This is a genomic window from Bacillus vallismortis (assembly GCF_040784915.1).
In the GTDB taxonomy this organism is placed as follows: Bacteria; Bacillota; Bacilli; order Bacillales; family Bacillaceae; genus Bacillus; species Bacillus subtilis_G.
Genome location: NZ_CP160797.1, coordinates 1,742,647 through 1,759,706, shown reverse-complemented (window position 1 = coordinate 1,759,706; position 17,060 = coordinate 1,742,647). Strand labels below are relative to the sequence as shown.

The following is a 17,060-nucleotide window of genomic DNA, read 5'->3' as shown; positions in this document are numbered from 1 at the left end:
TGTTATTCATCTTTCGGATACTCAATGGTTTTGTAGCTGACGACTTTATTGTTTACCATCACTTGATAGTACCCTTTCTGGCCGGATTCAATCTTCAGTTCGATCGTTCGTTCAGTCGGCTCTTTTATCTTAAATTCTTCGTAAGTGTCAGAGATACTGTGATCCGCATCGTCAATAGCGATTTGTACTTCAAGCTCGTCCCCTTCATTTTCTGGCTCGTAGGGGATCTCGACCTTTTCTTTCACTGTTTTCGCAGGTTTTTTCTCAGGTCCGAGAGAGAATGTCACTTCCACTTCGTTTCCCGGCTTTACTGCCGTTCCTGCTGCTGGTTTTTGTTTGACAACCTGCCCTTCTGGAACGTCATCTGAGTATGCTTCTTTTTCTTTCAGCTTCAGTCCGTTGTCTTCCAGATATCCAGACGCTGCTTCTTTACTGTAAGTTTTCAAGTCTCTAAGCGTAATGTCTTCAGGCCCGATACTGACTGTGAGTTTGACTTGATCATCACTCGGCACAAGCTCAGTCCCTGCTGACGGATTCTGTTCAATGACAGTGCCCGCGTCTTTCTCATCATTCACTTCATTCACTGTGACATGTTTAAAACCTTGGTCTTTCAACGCTTTTTTTGCCTGATCGACCGTTTGGCCTGTAACATCACCGATCTCCGTTTTAGCTTTTCCGGTGCTTTTATAAAGCGTGACCGTTGCGCCTTCTTTGACTGTAGAATCCGCTTTAGGATCCGTTTTTACCATCAGGCCTTCTTCAATTTTCTCATCTGAGATTTCCAAAACCTCAGAATCAACCTGCAAACCGTCTTTTTCCAAGATGTCTGCCGCCTTTTCGTATTCCATTCCGGAGACATCAGGTATTTTGACATCTTCAGGCATAAAAAGCGACGGAAAAACAGTGACAGCAAGAATTCCCGCCGTGATGAATACGATGCAAACCGTGAGCAAAACCCACGGCCACTTTTTTCTTTTGCCGTTTTTCTTTGTTTTATTTTCGTTGCTGGGTGTCAATTCGGCTTCTTTTTCGCCAGCAGCTTTAGCGAGCTCTTCATCTTTAATGATAGGAATCGCTTTTGTCATTTCTTCATCTTCTTGAATCATAAATTTCTTTTCATTGAGTCTGTCGGCATCAAAAGCTGTTTTGATATCAGCTTCCATGTCTTCAGCCGTTTCATAGCGATGAAAAGGATCTTTGGCAGTTGCCTTTAGGATCATGTTTTCTACGCTTTGGGGTACTGACGGATTCCACCTTCTCGCCGAAGGAGTTTCCGCCTGAAGATGCTTTAAGGCGATGCTGACTGCCGATTCTCCATCAAACGGGATACGGCCGGTTAAAAGCTCGAAAAGAACGATTCCAAGCGCATAAATATCCGATTTTTTTGTTGCCAAACCGCCCCGCGCCTGTTCAGGTGATAAGTAATGCACTGAGCCCAGCACAGAATTGGTATGGGTGATTGTGGTCGAACTTAGTGCCGTCGCAATTCCGAAATCCGTCACTTTGATATTTCCCATGTGGTCAATCAAAATGTTATGCGGCTTAATGTCTCTGTGAACAATCTGATTTTGATGGGCATGAGCGATGGCTGAGACAATTTGCTCCATGATGTTCAGCGCTTCTTTAGGGTGAAGCGGCCCGTTTGCTGTTATGTATTCTTTAAGCGTCATGCCCTCAACGTACTCCATGACAATATAATAAATATCATCTTCTTCACCCAAATCGTAAATGCTGACGATATTCGGGTGATCGAGGCTTGATGCGGATTGGGCTTCTCTCCGGAAACGCCTGATAAACTCATTGTCATTCACATAGTCAAACCGCAGGATTTTGATTGCGACTTCACGGTCTAGAATCATATCCTCAGCTAAATACACGTTGGCCATTCCCCCGCCGCCTATGACGCGGAGAATTTGGTAACGTCCGCTGATCCGCTTGCCGATTAGCACTGATCTTCACCCTCTTCAACATGTAAAGCAAGCTCAAGCAAAACTGCTGTAATGTTGTCTTCCCCGCCATTCTGATTGGCTTTGTCCACAAGCAGGTTTACTTTTTCCTGAGGAGCTGAATCGCTTTGCAGGATGTCTTTTAATTCAGTGCCTTCCACTTTATTCGTCAGTCCGTCAGAACATAGAAGCAGTTTGTCCCCGGGTTCGATATCAAAAGAACGTGTGTCAATACTTACTGACAGGTCTGTTCCGAGTGCCTTCGTCAGCACATTTTTTCGCGGATGATGTTCAGCGTCTTCTCTTGAAATCTCTCCAGTGCGTACCAGCTCATTTACAAGCGAATGATCTTCTGTCACTTGAAAAAAATGGTCCTCCTGAAGCAAATAGCATCTGCTGTCACCTATATGAGCAACAGAAACCGTTTTCCCCGTAAAAAGCGCACATACAATCGTCGTCCCCATGCCTTGGCATTCTTCGTGGGCTTGGGCATGATCGTATATTTTGCTGTTTACCGCCAAAATCTGTTCAATGAGCCATTTTTCACATTCTGCGGGCGCAACTGGAATCGCCTCCGCTTCATTCCATTTCTCCCCCATGGCTTTCACAGCCATCTTGCTCGCAACATCTCCAGCAAGATGGCCGCCCATGCCATCAGCGACAACCGCTAATACAAATTCGTCTTTCCCTTTGAATATCCCCGCATCATCTTCGTTATGCTGGCGGATTTTTCCTGTATCTGTTTTTAAGGCTGTTAACAACCCTCATCACCTCGTCTCGTCTTGACGCTCCTTCGCGCGAAGCTGACCGCAGGCTGCGTCAATGTCATGGCCTTGCTCTCTTCTGATTGTGACATTAACTCCGCGGGATTTCAGCGTTTTTTCAAAATCGAAAATCTGGTCACGCGGTGTACGCACATAGTCCCGTTCAGGCACGTAGTTTACCGGAATCAAGTTCACGTGGCATTTGATTCCTTCCAGCAAGTCGGCAAGTTCTTCAGCGTGCTCGACCTGGTCGTTTACGCCCCCGAACAGCCCGTATTCAAAGCTGATACGGCGTCCTGTTTTGTTAATATAATATTTAACAGCTTCCATTAATTCAGGCAGCTTATACGCTCTGTTAATCGGCATCAAACGGCTTCTGATTTCTGTATTCGGCGCATGCAGAGAAATCGCAAAGTTAATCTGCATTTTCTGATCAGCGAATTCGTAAATTTTCGGGATGATCCCGCTTGTAGAAACTGTAATGTGGCGCGCGCCGATATTGAGGCCCTTATCATGGTTAATGATTTTCAAGAAAGCGAGCATTTCATCAAAGTTATCAAAAGGTTCACCGATCCCCATGATCACGACAGAGCTCACTCGTTCATCCGTCTCATCAAGAGCTTTTTGGACTTTGACGACTTGAGCGACAATTTCACCCGCTTCAAGGTTTCGTTTCAAGCCTCCAAGCGTCGAAGCACAGAATGTACAGCCAATGCGGCAGCCGACCTGTGTCGTTACACATACAGAATTACCATACTCGTGTCTCATTAACACGGTTTCGATTGTATACCCGTCATGAAGCTCGAATAAAAACTTCATTGTACCGTCTGAAGAGGTTTGTTTAACGGCCGTTTTCAGCGTTGTTAACACAAAATGAGTGCTTAATTTCTCACGCAGATCCTTTGACAGGTTTGTCATTTCCTCAAAAGAAGATATCCTTTTTTCATATAGCCATTCAAAAATCTGTGCCGCGCGGAACGGTTTCTCTCCGTTGTCTGTCAGCCATTGTTTGATTTCATCTAATTCTAAAGAATAAATAGACGGACGCTCTGTCCGCAATTCTTTTCTATCTTTCGTTTTTTTCATTTCTGCCATTGTTATCCCTTCTTTCTCATGCTGCAAATAAAGAAACCATCTGTTCCGAAATAATGAGGAAGGATTTGCACCCTTCCTTCCCGAACAAAGGGTCTCGCCTTTTCGGGCAGCCGCTTTTCAAGAGACAAATCGGGTTCAAAATCAGGATGTTCTTGTATAAACGCATGTATGACTTCTTCATTTTCTGTCCGGTCCATTGTACACGTACTGTAGACAAGAGTGCCACCTTTTTTTACTAATGGTGCGATTTCCGCCAAGATCGACAGTTGGATTTCAGCAAGCCGTGCGCTGTCATCAGGCTTTTTCGTGTATTTCATGTCCGGCTTTCTTCGGATGACACCAAAACCTGAGCACGGGGCGTCTACCAATATCCGGTCAAACTGTTCGTTTTCAAACGTTTCTCCTGCTTTTCTCGCATCCATTGTTTCCGCATGAATGATCGTAAGGCCAAGCCGGTCTGCCGCTTCTTTGATCAGCTTCACTTTATGTTTGTGAAGATCAAGCGACGTAACGTTTCCCTTGTTCTCCATCAATTCTCCGATATGAGCCGACTTTCCGCCAGGCGCCGCACATGCGTCAAGCACCGTTTCACCGGGCTTAGGATCAAGGGCGCGGGCGACGAGCATGGAGCTCTCATCCTGGATGGACACTTCACCGTTTTGGAAGAAATGAGTTCCAACAATTGTTCCCTTTAGGAGCTTCACAGCGTCTTCAGCGAGGTCGCCTTTTTCAACGTCGATTCCCTCAGCTGCCATTTGATCAAGCAAATCCGTTCTGTCCGCTTTCATTTGGTTGACACGCAATGTCTGCTTCGGCGGAATGAGGTGGATGCGGCAAATCTTTTCAGCTGCTTCAAATCCATACGCACCGGCCCATTCTTTCACGAGCCATTCCGGATGGCTTGTCTCTGTCGCCAGCCGGCGGACAGGGTCTTCAATGGTGTCAAAGGCTGGAACACCTTCGCGCTGAATGGAACGAAGTACGCCGTTGACGAATGAAGCAATGCCTTTGTGTCCTCGGATTTTAGCAATTTCGACCGCTTCATGAATAGCAGCCCTGTCTGGTATCTTCTCCAAATACTCCATTTGATATAAGGATAGACGAAGAAGCTGAATCACCCACGGCTTTACTTTTTGAGGCTTATTAACAAACGGTTTGAGCATATAATCGAGCGCGATCTTGTTTTGCAATGTACCGTAGACAAGTTCAGTCAAAAGACCTCTGTCCTGATCGCTCAGTTCATTTGATTTAATGACCGACTTCAGGAGCAGATTACTGTAAGCCTGGTTTTGTTCTAGTTTGATCAGCGCCTCAAGGGCGATATCACGAACACTATTTTTTTTCATTGTTTACTCCTAACATATCGCCTGCTTCAACATGAGCGCCGCGCACAAAGTCCTCGCCTTTCATGCGTTTTTTGCCGGCCGGCTGAAGTTCGGTTAATAACAAGGCCGTGCCGTTACCTGTGGCTACTATAATCCCTTCCTTTTCAATCGCAACGACTGTGCCGGGCTCGGCTTTTGTTGGTGCGGGTGTTTTTTTCGACGTCCACACTTTCAAGTTTTGTCCATTAAGGGTCGTATAGGCCACAGGCCAAGGATTTAAGCCGCGGACTTGGTTGTAAAGCTCTTCACCTGTTCTAGACCAATTGATCAGCTCTTGCTCTCTTTTGATGTTAGGCGCGTATGTCGCTTTCTCTTCATCCTGCTTTTCAGGTGATATGCTGCCGGCAATGACGTTTGGAACGGTTTCAGACAATAGCTTCGCGCCAGCCGCGCTTAATTTATCATGCAGCGTTCCGACATTGTCGGTTTCTTCAATGTCCACTTCCACTTTTGAAATCATATCGCCCGCATCTAATTTTTCTACCATATACATAATGGTAACACCTGTTTTTTTCTTTCCCTGCAGAATGGAGTAATGGATCGGAGCTCCGCCGCGCAGTTCCGGCAAAAGAGACGCGTGAACGTTAATGCAGCCGTATTTTGGGCTGTCGAGAAGCTCCTTCGGCAAAATTTGTCCGAATGCTGCGGTTACAATAAGGTCAGGCTTAAATGCCAGCACTTTCTCGATTTCTTCTGTCAATCTGACTTTTTCAGGCTGAAGAACCGGGATGCCGTGACGCAATGCCTCTTCCTTGACCGGAGGAGGTGTCAGCACTTTTTTTCTGCCCTTCGGACGGTCCGGCTGTGTGACGACCCCCACTACTTCATATCCGTCCTCTATCATGTTTCTTAAAACAGGAACTGAAAAATCAGGCGTTCCCATAAATACGATTCTTGTCATCAAATCATCCTTCCATATCCGCTAGTTCATCTTCTGTATAGTATTTGCTTATTTTAGATGTAAACAGCACACCGTCTAAATGGTCCATTTCGTGCTGCACAGCCCTCGCTAAAAAGCCTCGCGCTTCCAGGATGAACGGTTTTCCCTGACGGTTAAATGCACGCACTTTGACGTAATCGGCACGTGTGACATCACCATAGACGCCGGGAAAGCTCAGGCATCCTTCAATTCCGGTTTGCCCACCGCTTTTTTCTAAAATCTCGGGATTAACGAGATCCATTCTGCCGCTGTCATCCCCGATGTCTACGACAGCCGCTCTTTTTAAAATGCCGATCTGCGGCGCTGCCAGTCCGACCCCATCCATTTCAAGCATGGTGTCGTACATATCATCAAGCAGTTTTTTTAGCTTTTTATCAAAAACAGTCACGGTTTCCGTCGGGGTTTCCAAAACCTCCGCAGGATGTGTGACGACTTTTTTCACAGCCAATTTGTTACCCTCCAAGACGTGAGATCTTACATCATCATATAAGGATTCATATCAATTGAAATCATTACATGCTTTTGTTCAATTTCGCGTTTATAATGTTCCAGTATCTTCTTCAATAAAGCGGATAACTGGGTTTCCTGTTTGTATTTTATCACGCATTGATAGCGATATCTATCTTTGATCCGGGCTATCGGCGACGCGCTAGGCCCGAGAATTTTCGTGTCAGCTCCGCAGTTTGCTTTCAAAAAGTGAGCGATTTTTTCAGCCGTAACAGCTGCTTTCGCCACTTCCTCATGAGAAACCGTCACAAGAGCCAAATAGTAATAAGGCGGATAGGATTGTTCTCTCCTGTGCGCCATTTCATGCTGATAGAATGTTTCATAATCGTGCGACTTCGTCAGCTGGATGCTGTAATGGGACGGTGTGTACGTTTGAATGATGACACGGCCGGGTTTCTCATGCCTTCCTGCCCGGCCGCTCACTTGCGTTAACAGCTGAAATGTTTTTTCGGCCGATCTGAAATCAGGAATATGGAGTGTTGTATCAGCACTTAACACTCCGACAAGTGTGACATTGGGAAAATCAAGCCCTTTCGCGATCATTTGCGTTCCGAGAAGAATATCCGCTTTTCCTTCTCCGAAAGCTGACAATAATTTTTCATGGGCGCCCTTCCTTGAAGTCGTATCAACATCCATCCGAATCACTCTCGCATTTGGCAGAACTTTTGTCAGCTCTTCCTCCACTCGCTGTGTCCCCGTCCCGAAAAAGCGGATATGCTCGCTTGCACATTCGGGACAAGTATGCGGGACAGGCTCTTCATGTCCGCAATAATGGCATTTCAGCCTTTGGCCGTAACGATGATACGTCATGGAAATGTCGCAGTGCGGGCATTGCGGGACATATCCGCAATCCCTGCACATCACAAAGGAAGAATAGCCTCTTTTATTTAAAAACAGCACCGCCTGCTCACCCTTGGCAATCGTTTCTTCAAGCTGTTCCATTAATTCAACTGAAAACATTGAGCGATTGCCGTTTCTTAGCTCCTCTCTCATATCGACAAGCGAAACCTCAGGCATCACCTGTTGGTTAACGCGGTGCTTCAGCGAAAGAAGCTCGTACACACCCTTTTGCGCCCGTGCATATGACTCTAATGTCGGCGTAGCACTGCCTAACACAACGGGGCAGCTGTGATGCTCAGCCCGCTTGATCGCAACCTCTTTCGCATGATAGCGCGGCATTTCTTCTTGTTTATAAGAGGACTCATGCTCTTCATCGATGATAATCATTCCGAGATTTTCAAACGGAGCAAAAATAGCCGATCTGGCGCCGACGACAAGCCGCACTTCCTTCCGGTGGATTTTGCGCCACTCGTCATATTTTTCTCCTGTGGATAATCCGCTGTGCATGACTGCTACCTGAGAGCCGAAACGGCCCTTAAAGCGATTGACCATCTGCGGAGTCAGCGATATTTCCGGTACGAGGACGATGGCTTCTTTTCCTTTCGCCAGTACTTTTTCAATCGATTGCAAATAAATTTCCGTTTTTCCGCTTCCTGTCACGCCGTGAAGGAGGAACACTTTATGTTCATCGTTTTCCAATGTCTGGCGTATTGGCTGAAAGGCAGCGCTCTGTTCGTCTGTCAGCGGGAGCGGCTCTGTTTTTTTGAACATTTTGTCCTGATAGGGATCTCTGTAAACCTCTTCATAGCTTTCCTTCAAAAGCCCCTTTTGGATAAGGGTTTTGATGGTCGCAGAGCTTGCACCCGTTTTTTTGCACAAATCCGCCGCAGGAATTTTTACACCTTCCGGCTCAGCGATGAAAAAGTGAAGAATCGCCTGCTGCTTGGCTGCTTGGCGGGATAATTCCTCTGCTTGCTTGGCAAGCTCTTCTAAATTCGCATTTGCCTGAATATGCCTGACCACTTTTTTATTCGTTTTTTGCGCGACTTTATATGTCACGTCAATGCTGCCTTTTTGAACATGCTTTTGAATCAGTTTCAGCGTATCGTGATCGGGTATATCTGAATACAGCAGAGTCTTTGTTTCAGAAAACAGCCGATCCACTTGCGGCGGAAGATCGGCGCCCTGTGTGATTTTTAGTTCTTTTTCATATTTTGCCTTTAATGCGGCAGGCAGCATCACTTGAAGCGCCGTTATTTTAAAAGACAGCGTTTTGTCGGACAGCCATGATGACAAATTCATCAGCTCCTCTGTCAAAACAGGTGTAAGATCTAATAAATCCTCTACTTCCTTGACAGATTTCCCCGAGAGATCAGATGCTTCTTTCACAGCTGTCACAAACCCTTGAATTTTACGGGGGCCAAATGGAACAATGACCCGCATGCCCGTTTTAATCATGCCTTTGAGATGGTCCGGGATTTTATAATCAAAAGGCCTGTCAATATTTTTAGTGCTGACATCAACGATGACCTCGGCAAAATTCATGATTGCTCTCCAGTTTGTTTTGAGAGGACTGCGATTTCCTGGAGGATTTCAAAAGAAACATCGAGCTTAGACATCATCGGAAGCTCGCGTTTGCGCCCGTCTTCGAAAAAGATTGTCACGATATTCGTATCAGCACCAAAACCGGCCCCATTTGCTTTCACATCATTTGCCACAATCATATCAAGATTTTTAGCGGCGAGCTTTTTGCGCGCATAGTGTTCAACGTCTTGTGTTTCAGCGGCGAAACCAACTAAAAGCTGGGACTGCTTTTTCTCGCCCAATTCTCTTAAAATATCAACCGTTCTTGTCAATTCAAAGGTCATATCGCCGTCTTGTTTTTTCATTTTATGGTCAAATACGGTTTTCGGCGTAAAATCGGCTACCGCAGCTGTTTTAATGACAATATCACTTGAGTCATACACAGAGAGCACCGCATCGCGCATATCCGCAGCAGATTGAACAGGAATGAACTGAGCCAGACCTTTAGGCTGATCAAGTGAAACAGGGCCAGAGATTAAGGTTACCTGTGCGCCGAGCTGAACAGCAGCCCCCGCTAATGCGTATCCCATTTTACCCGTTGATTTATTGGTGAAAAATCGAACAGGATCAATCGCTTCCCGTGTCGGGCCAGCTGTAATGACCACATGTTTGCCCTCCAAAGGAGCAATCTTTTCTTCAGCAAAATGCTTTTCGGCTAGCTCCACGATATTTTCTGGCTCTTCCAATCTGCCTTTCCCTACATAACCGCACGCTAAATAGCCCTCACTCGGCTCAATAAAACGATAACCATCCTTATACAGAACAGAGATATTTCGTTTGACTGCCGGATGGTCATACATGTGAACGTTCATCGCCGGCGCGATCCATACGGGAGCCGTTGCCGCTAACAACGTGGTCGTCAGCATATCATCAGCGATGCCGTTTGCCAATTTTCCAATCACATTAGCCGTAGCGGGTGCCACGATAATCAAGTCGGCCCAGTCTGCAGCATCAATATGAGATATGACACTTGGATTCTGTTCTTTAAATGTATCTGTATATACTTCATGGCGGCTCAATGCCTGAAATGTCAGCGGTGAGACGAATCGGCATGCTGATTCAGTCATAATCACTTTGACATTTGCTCCTGCCTGAACCAGCTTGCTCGTTAACGCACAGGCTTTATAAACAGCGATGCCTCCGCTCACGCAAAGTAACACATTCCGATTGTTAAGCAATGACTTCTCCCCCTCTGCACTTTACAAAAACCGCACGGAAAAAAATAACAACCTACATGATATAGGTTGCTACTTGTGCTACTATTCGCGGTCTTCCTTTTCAAACGAAAGCAGGCCTGCATCAATTTCTTCTAAAGCTTTGCCTACATATTTGTGTGAAATCGTATGTTCAATCAATTGATCTTTTTTGATTTGCATTTCACGCGCACGTCTCGCAGAAACAGTCACGAGCGTGTATTTGGAATCTAATTTATTCATTAATGAGTCAATCGACGGATCTAACATCTGTTATTCAACCTCCAGCATTTTCTTATATCTCGGTGCAACGCGCTCCCGCTTCAAATGTTCAGCGAGAACGATTGCTTTGATTTTGTCGCAAGCCTTTTCGACATTATCGTTTTCAACGACATAATCATAAGCATCCATCATTTCGATCTCAGCTTTTGCGGCTTTCATTCGATTTTCAATCAGAGCGTCTGTTTCCGTTCCCCGTGTCACGATTCTGTTCTTCAGTTCAGAAAGGCTTGGAGGCGCAAGGAAAATAAACAGGCCTTCCGGGAAAGCATTTCTCACTTGAAGAGCGCCTTGAACTTCGATTTCTAAAAAGACATCTTTTCCATCTTGAAGCGTCTGTTCAACATAATCGACAGGAGTGCCGTAATAATTGCCGACATACTCCGCCCATTCAAGCAGCTTGTTGTCTGCAATCATTTGTTCGAATTCTTCTCTCGTTTTGAAAAAATAATCGACTCCGTTCACTTCGCCCTCTCGCGGACTTCTTGTGGTTACCGAGATCGAATATTCAAATTTTGTGTCTTCCTGCGAAAAGATCGCTTGCCGAACCGTTCCTTTACCAACTCCTGAGGGACCTGAGAGAACGATTAATAACCCTCTTTCTTTCATGCGGCAACTATCCCTGCCCTTCATCCATAATTTCTTCTTTAACAGAAAGTCTGTGTGCAACTGTCTCAGGCTGGACGGCAGATAAGATAATGTGATCACTATCCATGACGACAACTGCACGGGTTCTTCGCCCGTATGTAGCGTCAATTAGCATTCCGCGGTCTCTTGCATCCTGGATCATCCGTTTGATTGGCGCAGACTCCGGGCTGACAATCGAAATCATCCGATTGGCGGAGATAATATTGCCAAATCCGATATTAATCAGTTTAATCGTCATCTTCTACGTTCCCCCTGTAAAGTAGACGTCTCTAGTTTAGCCTAGTAAGACCGTCTGTAAACAATACGCACAGTCACTATTCTATATTTTGCACTTGTTCTTTTATTTTTTCAATAGAACTTTTCATTTCGACGACAAGCTTTGTGATCTGATGATCATTTGCTTTTGAGCCGATTGTATTTGCTTCCCGGTTCAGCTCCTGAACGAGAAAATCGAGTTTGCGCCCGACAGCTCCTCCACCAGCTAATATATCACGAAATTGGGCGAAGTGGCTCTTCAGCCTGGTAATCTCTTCAGAGATATCAGAGCGGTCTGCAAAAATAGCGCATTCTGTTACAAGCCGGCTCTCGTCTAACACGTCTTCAGTCCATTCTTTTATTCTGGCGTACAGCCGTTCCCGGTAGCGAGATACGACATCGGCTGCCAGCAATTCAGTTTCATTCACCAGCTCTTCAAGCTGATCAATATGCATCAGGCAGTCTTTTGCTAAAAGCAATCCCTCTTTTTCACGCATTTCACAGAGCCCTTTTACCGCTTCCTCTGCAGCAGCGGTGATTAACGCCTCCAGCTTGTCATTTTGCGTCTGTTCTTCATGAATCTGGACGACATGGTCAAGCTTAAAGAAATCCATTACTTCAGGCTCTGCAGCCAATTGATACCGCTTCTTCATATCTCCCGCGGCTGCGACATATTCATCGAGCAGCGGCCAATCAATTTCAAGCCTTTTCTCAACAAGCATATCGCTGTCAATGGACACAAAAAGTTCAATTCTTCCGCGCTGGATATGCTGCAGAATGGTCTGTTTCAGTTTATCTTCAAAATATAGCAAAGGCCTTGGCAAACGAGCGTTCACTTCTTTAAATCTATAGTTCACAGATTTAAGTTCAACGCTTACAGAGAGATCATCTTGTGTTTTGCTTGCACTGCCGAAGCCTGTCATACTTCGTATCATTTTAAAACACCCAATTCTTCCCTGTTCTATAATAAAAGGGCAATAGACATGCTATTACCCCTAAGATTATATCATATGAATTTATTTTTTTCTTGTCAAAAGTGACCCAGCTAGCAAAAAAGTAGGAATGGCGGACATGCCGATGACGAGCATCCAGTCTCCCGGTGTGATGGCTACCGTATGAAAAATCGGCTGAAGCGGCGGATAGTAGATGACGACAAGCATCAGCAACATAGATGACAATACTGCGCCTATTAAGTACAGGTTTTCAAACGGATTTCTGGAAAAAACAGAGGTCTCGCTGCGACAGTCAAAAACGTGAATCAGCTGAGCCAGCACCAATGTTGCAAACGCAATCGTCTGGGCGTAAGCCAAATTCTCCGGATTCCGGTGATATACAATGATAAACGCTAAAATAGTGGCAGCTCCGATTAAAAATCCTCTGGAGACGACCTTCCATCCAAGCTTGCGGGCAAATACCCCTTCTTTCGGATGACGAGGCTTCCGCTTCATCACGTCTCCTTCCGGCTGATCCATGCCGAGCGCCATTGCCGGCAATCCGTCCGTCACCAAGTTGACCCACAAAATCTGAATCGGCACGAGCGGCAAAGGAAGGGCAAGCAGCATCGCAAACAGCATGACAAGGATTTCTCCGACGTTAGAAGCCAACAGGTATCTGATGAACTTTCTGATATTCTCATAGATGTTTCTGCCCTCTTTTATCGCTGACTTGATCGTCGCAAAATTATCATCCGCGAGAACGAGGGATGACGCTTCTTTGGCCACATCTGTCCCGGTAATGCCCATAGCGACTCCGATGTCAGCTTGTTTAATGGCAGGGGCGTCATTGACGCCGTCTCCCGTCATCGCCACAATATGCCCGTTTTCCTGGTAAGCTTTCACGATTTTCAGTTTATGCTCAGGAGAAACGCGTGCAAATACATACACATCCTCCACCACATGAGAAAGCTCTTCTTGAGAAAGTTCATTCAGCATCTGGCCGTCCATGATTTTGCCGCTTTTCGGAAGGAGGCGCAAGTCTTTCGCTATCGCTTTAGCGGTCTCCAGATGATCGCCTGTAATCATGACAGTCTTGATTCCCGCTTCACGGCATTCTTTAATCGCCTGTCTGACTTCCGGCCGCGGCGGATCAATAATGCCTGAAAGGCCGAGCATCGTCAAATCTTTTTCCGCCTGCTCCATAGACGGTGTTTCACCTGCTTTAATCGGCTTGTAGGCAACTGCTATCGTTCTGAGCGCCTGGGATGCCAAATGTCTTAATACCGACTCTGTTTCTGCTTTTCTCTCATTAGAGAAAAGAGCCGCTGAGCCGTCATAATAAATACGGGAAGAACGCTGCATCAGCACATCCGGTGCACCTTTTGTAATGATATACCGTTTTCTGTCCTGATCCTCTACAATGACAGTCATCATTTTGCGTACAGAATCAAACGGAAACTCATCAATCACCCGATAATGAGATTCAACAAACTCCTTAGAAAAACCGCCTTTTCTCGCCGCGGTAAGCAGCGCCCCCTCTGTCGGATCTCCGTCAAGCACATATACGCCGTCTCTTTTCTCAATATTGGAGTTGTTACAAAGCGCTCCGAACAGCAGCATCTGCTGAAGCGGCATATGCTCATTGACACTGATCTCTTTTTCGTTCAGTGTGAAGCTTCCATTCGGTTCATAGCCGGCCCCTGTTACTCTCCATGTTTTTCCTCCGGACCAGACATGTGTCACCGTCATTTTGTTTTGCGTCATTGTCCCTGTTTTATCTGAACAAATGATAGATGCACATCCAAGCGTTTCAACCGCAGGGAGCTTTCTTACGATTGATTTTTGCTTAATCATCCGCTGTACGCCAAGTGACAGCGCCACTGTCACAATCGCCGGGAGCCCCTCCGGAATAGCAGCTACAGCCAGCGACACACCCGCTAAAAACATACTGTACAGATCATGGCCCTGAATGACACCGACAGCAACGACAAGTACCGTCAGCAGCAACGCAACAACAATTAAAATCTTCCCGAGCTGCTCCAGTCGTCTTTGCAGCGGTGTTGACAGTGTCCCCGCCGATTCAAGCATATCGGCAATTTTCCCCATTGCCGTATTCATTCCTGTTCCGACGACGACCCCGATACCGCTGCCGCGGGTCACAATCGTTCCCATAAATGCCATATTCGTAATATCACCGAGCGAAACATCCGGTTTTTTTAATTTGTCGGCATGCTTCACAACCGGGATTGATTCCCCGGTCAGCGCTGATTCTTCTATTTCAAGGCTTTTCGCTTCAACAATTCGAACGTCCGCGCCAATTCTGTCACCACTTGTAAATTTCACAATATCCCCCGGCACAAGTTCTTTAGAAGGAATCTTTATCCAGCTTCCTCCCCTGAGCGCCATGACATGTGGTGTTGAAAGCTCTTTTAAAGCCTGAAGAGATTGCTCAGCACGCCTTTCTTGAAAGAAACCGAGTATGCCATTCACAAACACAATCGCAATAATCGCAACCGCGTCTACGTATTCACCAAGAAATCCTGAGATTAACGTTGCCGCCAGAAGCACAAGCACCATAAAATCTTTGAACTGCGCGAAAAACAAGAGAAGCGCTGATGTTTTTTTCCCTTCTGCTAGCTCGTTTGGCCCATGCTTGTCGAGGCGTTTTTTCACCTCTTTTTCTGTTAATCCTTGTTTCATGGACGTATTGGTTGCCTCTAGTAAATCTGTTTGCCCCATTTCATGAAACTTCATTCCGCTCGTCCACTCCCCTGCTCTTATAGAGATATCACTCTATAAGCATGCTTATTCTGACTCGTCCCATTTCATGCTATAATTATCGAATGCAGGAAGAATGAGAGGGTGTATTGCATATGTCGTTTGATGGCATGTTTACATACGGAATGACACACGAACTTAACGAGAAAATCATGGGCGGGCGAATTACGAAAGTCCATCAGCCATATAAGCATGATGTGATTTTTCACATTCGCGCGAATGGAAAAAACCAAAAACTATTATTATCGGCACACCCGAGCTATTCACGGGTGCACATCACGACGCAAGCTTATGAAAACCCAAGCGAACCACCAATGTTTTGCATGCTGCTGAGAAAGCATATCGAAGGCGGATTTATTGAGAAAATTGAACAAGCGGGCTTAGACCGCATTATGATTTTTCATATTAAAAGCCGGAACGAAATAGGCGATGAAACAGTTCGGAAGCTTTATGTGGAAATTATGGGACGCCACAGCAATATCATTTTGACAGATGGAACTGAAAATCTGATCATCGACGGACTTAAGCATTTATCTCCGTCAATGAACAGCTACCGTACAGTACTGCCCGGCCACGATTATAAGCTTCCGCCGGCACAGGACAAAATCTCGCCGTTCGAGGCGACAGAAGATCACATTTTGCGTCATCTCAGTTTTCAAGAAGGTCGGCTTGATAAACAAATTGTCGACCACTTTTCAGGTGTGTCTCCGCTCTTTGCCAAAGAAACGGTCCACAGAGCGGGCCTGGCCAACAAAGTCACACTGCCAAAAGCGCTGCTGGAGCTGTTTGCGAAAGTAAAAGAACACCGATTCATTCCAAACATTACGACTGTAAATGGAAAGGAATATTTTTATCTGCTGGAGCTGACTCATTTAAAAGGTGAAGCGCGCCGGTTTGATTCATTAAGCGAGCTGCTCGACCGTTTTTATTTCGGAAAAGCTGAACGAGACCGCGTTAAACAGCAGGCACAGGACCTTGAACGGTTTGTTGTCAATGAACGGAAGAAAAATGCCAACAAAATCAAAAAGTTAGAAAAAACACTGGAGTATTCGGAAAACGCGAAGGAATTTCAGCTATACGGGGAGCTTTTAACTGCTCATTTATATAGGCTGAAAAAAGGTGATAAACAGGCTGAGGTCATTAACTATTACGATGAAAAAAGTCCGACAATCACGATTCCTTTAAATCCTAACAAATCGCCTTCTGAAAACGCACAGGCCTACTTCACGAAGTATCAGAAAGCAAAAAATTCGGTCGCAGTTGTCGAGGAGCAAATCAGGCTGGCACAGGAAGAGATTGAATACTTTGATCAGCTGATTCAGCAGCTTTCATCCGCTTCTCCTCGAGATATTAGCGAAATCAGGGAGGAGCTTGTAGAAGGCAAATATTTACGCCCTAAGCAGCAAAAAGGACAGAAAAAACTAAAAACGCACAACCCGGTTTTAGAAACATATGAATCCTCTTCGGGCCTGACAATTTTAGTTGGTAAAAACAACCGCCAAAATGAGTATTTAACGACAAGAACCGCAGCCAGAGACGATATTTGGCTTCACACGAAGGATATTCCAGGCTCCCACGTTGTGATCAGAAGCAGCGAGCCGGATGAGCAAACAATCATGGAAGCCGCGACGATTGCTGCTTATTTTTCAAAAGCTAAAGATTCAAGTTCAGTGCCTGTAGACTATACAAAAATCAGGCATGTTAAAAAACCGAACGGCGCGAAGCCCGGCTTCGTCACCTATGATAGCCAGCATACCGTCTTTGTTACACCTGATGCTGATACTGTCATCAAGCTGAAAAAAAGCTGAACCGCATGGATAAAGAAAAGCCAGAGCTTTGTATGCTCTGGCCAGCGTGTCGACAATGCATTCGTTGTCAGGCCTGCGCGTCGGTGCTCACGAATTCCGACAT

The 17,060-nt window shown here is 45.8% G+C and carries 14 protein-coding genes; 1 reads left to right on the top strand and 13 read right to left on the bottom strand.

Annotated elements, in window-relative coordinates:
• Nucleotides 1–2: 2 nt before the first annotated feature.
• The 13 genes from prkC to ABZM97_RS08620 form a co-directional block, all read right to left on the bottom strand.
• Nucleotides 3–1,949: a serine/threonine protein kinase PrkC gene (gene prkC, locus ABZM97_RS08680; protein ID WP_087992093.1), complete on the bottom strand. Its 1,947-nt coding sequence runs from the start codon at nucleotides 1,947–1,949 to the stop codon at nucleotides 3–5.
• Nucleotides 1,943–2,707 (bottom strand): protein-serine/threonine phosphatase PrpC, encoded by a 765-nt coding sequence (gene prpC, locus ABZM97_RS08675; RefSeq protein ID WP_087992094.1) that lies wholly within the window; start codon nucleotides 2,705–2,707, stop codon nucleotides 1,943–1,945. The genes prkC and prpC overlap by 7 nt, the downstream gene beginning before the upstream one ends.
• Nucleotides 2,708–2,713: 6 nt before the next feature.
• Nucleotides 2,714–3,805: a 23S rRNA (adenine(2503)-C(2))-methyltransferase RlmN gene (gene rlmN / locus ABZM97_RS08670; protein ID WP_367387389.1), complete on the bottom strand. Its 1,092-nt coding sequence runs from the start codon at nucleotides 3,803–3,805 to the stop codon at nucleotides 2,714–2,716.
• Between the two features lie 2 nt (nucleotides 3,806–3,807).
• The gene (gene rsmB / locus ABZM97_RS08665; RefSeq protein ID WP_087992096.1) at nucleotides 3,808–5,151 is read right to left on the bottom strand and encodes a 16S rRNA (cytosine(967)-C(5))-methyltransferase RsmB; all 1,344 of its coding nucleotides are present in this window, start codon (nucleotides 5,149–5,151) and stop codon (nucleotides 3,808–3,810) included.
• Nucleotides 5,138–6,091, bottom strand: coding sequence for a methionyl-tRNA formyltransferase (fmt, locus tag ABZM97_RS08660; protein ID WP_087992097.1), 954 nt, complete (start codon nucleotides 6,089–6,091; stop codon nucleotides 5,138–5,140). Before fmt ends, rsmB begins: the two co-directional genes overlap by 14 nt.
• 4 nt (nucleotides 6,092–6,095) lie before the next feature.
• A complete protein-coding gene (gene def, locus ABZM97_RS08655) occupies nucleotides 6,096–6,578 on the bottom strand; it encodes a peptide deformylase (RefSeq protein WP_087992098.1) in 483 nt (160 codons plus the stop codon).
• 26 nt (nucleotides 6,579–6,604) lie between these two features.
• The gene (gene priA / locus ABZM97_RS08650; RefSeq protein ID WP_087992099.1) at nucleotides 6,605–9,022 is read right to left on the bottom strand and encodes a primosomal protein N'; all 2,418 of its coding nucleotides are present in this window, start codon (nucleotides 9,020–9,022) and stop codon (nucleotides 6,605–6,607) included.
• Nucleotides 9,019–10,239, bottom strand: a complete 1,221-nt coding sequence (coaBC, locus tag ABZM97_RS08645; protein ID WP_087992100.1) for a bifunctional phosphopantothenoylcysteine decarboxylase/phosphopantothenate--cysteine ligase CoaBC — start codon at nucleotides 10,237–10,239, stop codon at nucleotides 9,019–9,021. The genes priA and coaBC overlap by 4 nt, the downstream gene beginning before the upstream one ends.
• A gap of 81 nt (nucleotides 10,240–10,320) precedes the next feature.
• Nucleotides 10,321–10,524 (bottom strand): DNA-directed RNA polymerase subunit omega, encoded by a 204-nt coding sequence (gene rpoZ / locus ABZM97_RS08640; RefSeq protein ID WP_087992101.1) that lies wholly within the window; start codon nucleotides 10,522–10,524, stop codon nucleotides 10,321–10,323.
• A gap of 3 nt (nucleotides 10,525–10,527) precedes the next feature.
• A complete protein-coding gene (gmk, locus tag ABZM97_RS08635) occupies nucleotides 10,528–11,142 on the bottom strand; it encodes a guanylate kinase (protein ID WP_010327898.1) in 615 nt (204 codons plus the stop codon).
• Nucleotides 11,143–11,149: 7 nt separating this feature from the next.
• Nucleotides 11,150–11,419 (bottom strand): extracellular matrix/biofilm regulator RemA, encoded by a 270-nt coding sequence (gene remA / locus ABZM97_RS08630; RefSeq protein WP_003154355.1) that lies wholly within the window; start codon nucleotides 11,417–11,419, stop codon nucleotides 11,150–11,152.
• A 76-nt stretch (nucleotides 11,420–11,495) separates the two neighbouring features.
• Nucleotides 11,496–12,371 carry a YicC/YloC family endoribonuclease gene (locus tag ABZM97_RS08625; RefSeq protein WP_087992103.1) on the bottom strand — a complete coding sequence of 292 codons (876 nt, stop codon included), beginning with the start codon at nucleotides 12,369–12,371 and terminating at the stop codon, nucleotides 11,496–11,498.
• A gap of 81 nt (nucleotides 12,372–12,452) precedes the next feature.
• On the bottom strand, nucleotides 12,453–15,125 hold the full coding sequence (locus tag ABZM97_RS08620; protein ID WP_202327691.1) for a calcium-translocating P-type ATPase, SERCA-type: 2,673 nt from the start codon (nucleotides 15,123–15,125) through the stop codon (nucleotides 12,453–12,455).
• Between the two features lie 119 nt (nucleotides 15,126–15,244).
• Here ABZM97_RS08620 and rqcH point away from each other — a divergent pair, with 119 nt between their 5' ends.
• Nucleotides 15,245–16,957 (top strand): tRNA modification protein RqcH, encoded by a 1,713-nt coding sequence (rqcH, locus tag ABZM97_RS08615; RefSeq protein WP_176365290.1) that lies wholly within the window; start codon nucleotides 15,245–15,247, stop codon nucleotides 16,955–16,957.
• Nucleotides 16,958–17,060 lie beyond the last annotated feature (103 nt).

Bases quoted from the DNA above. Each gene is read 5' to 3' on its own strand.
- rlmN (WP_367387389.1), bottom strand. From the start codon at position 3,805: ATGGCAGAAATGAAAAAAACGAAAGATAGAAAAGAATTGCGGACAGAG.
- rsmB (WP_087992096.1), bottom strand. From the start codon at position 5,151: ATGAAAAAAAATAGTGTTCGTGATATCGCCCTTGAGGCGCTGATCAAA.
- fmt (WP_087992097.1), bottom strand. From the start codon at position 6,091: ATGACAAGAATCGTATTTATGGGAACGCCTGATTTTTCAGTTCCTGTT.
- priA (WP_087992099.1), bottom strand. From the start codon at position 9,022: ATGAATTTTGCCGAGGTCATCGTTGATGTCAGCACTAAAAATATTGAC.
- rpoZ (WP_087992101.1), bottom strand. From the start codon at position 10,524: ATGTTAGATCCGTCGATTGACTCATTAATGAATAAATTAGATTCCAAA.
- gmk (WP_010327898.1), bottom strand. From the start codon at position 11,142: ATGAAAGAAAGAGGGTTATTAATCGTTCTCTCAGGTCCCTCAGGAGTT.
- remA (WP_003154355.1), bottom strand. From the start codon at position 11,419: ATGACGATTAAACTGATTAATATCGGATTTGGCAATATTATCTCCGCC.
- ABZM97_RS08625 (WP_087992103.1), bottom strand. From the start codon at position 12,371: ATGATACGAAGTATGACAGGCTTCGGCAGTGCAAGCAAAACACAAGAT.
- ABZM97_RS08620 (WP_202327691.1), bottom strand. From the start codon at position 15,125: ATGAAGTTTCATGAAATGGGGCAAACAGATTTACTAGAGGCAACCAAT.
- rqcH (WP_176365290.1), top strand. From the start codon at position 15,245: ATGTCGTTTGATGGCATGTTTACATACGGAATGACACACGAACTTAAC.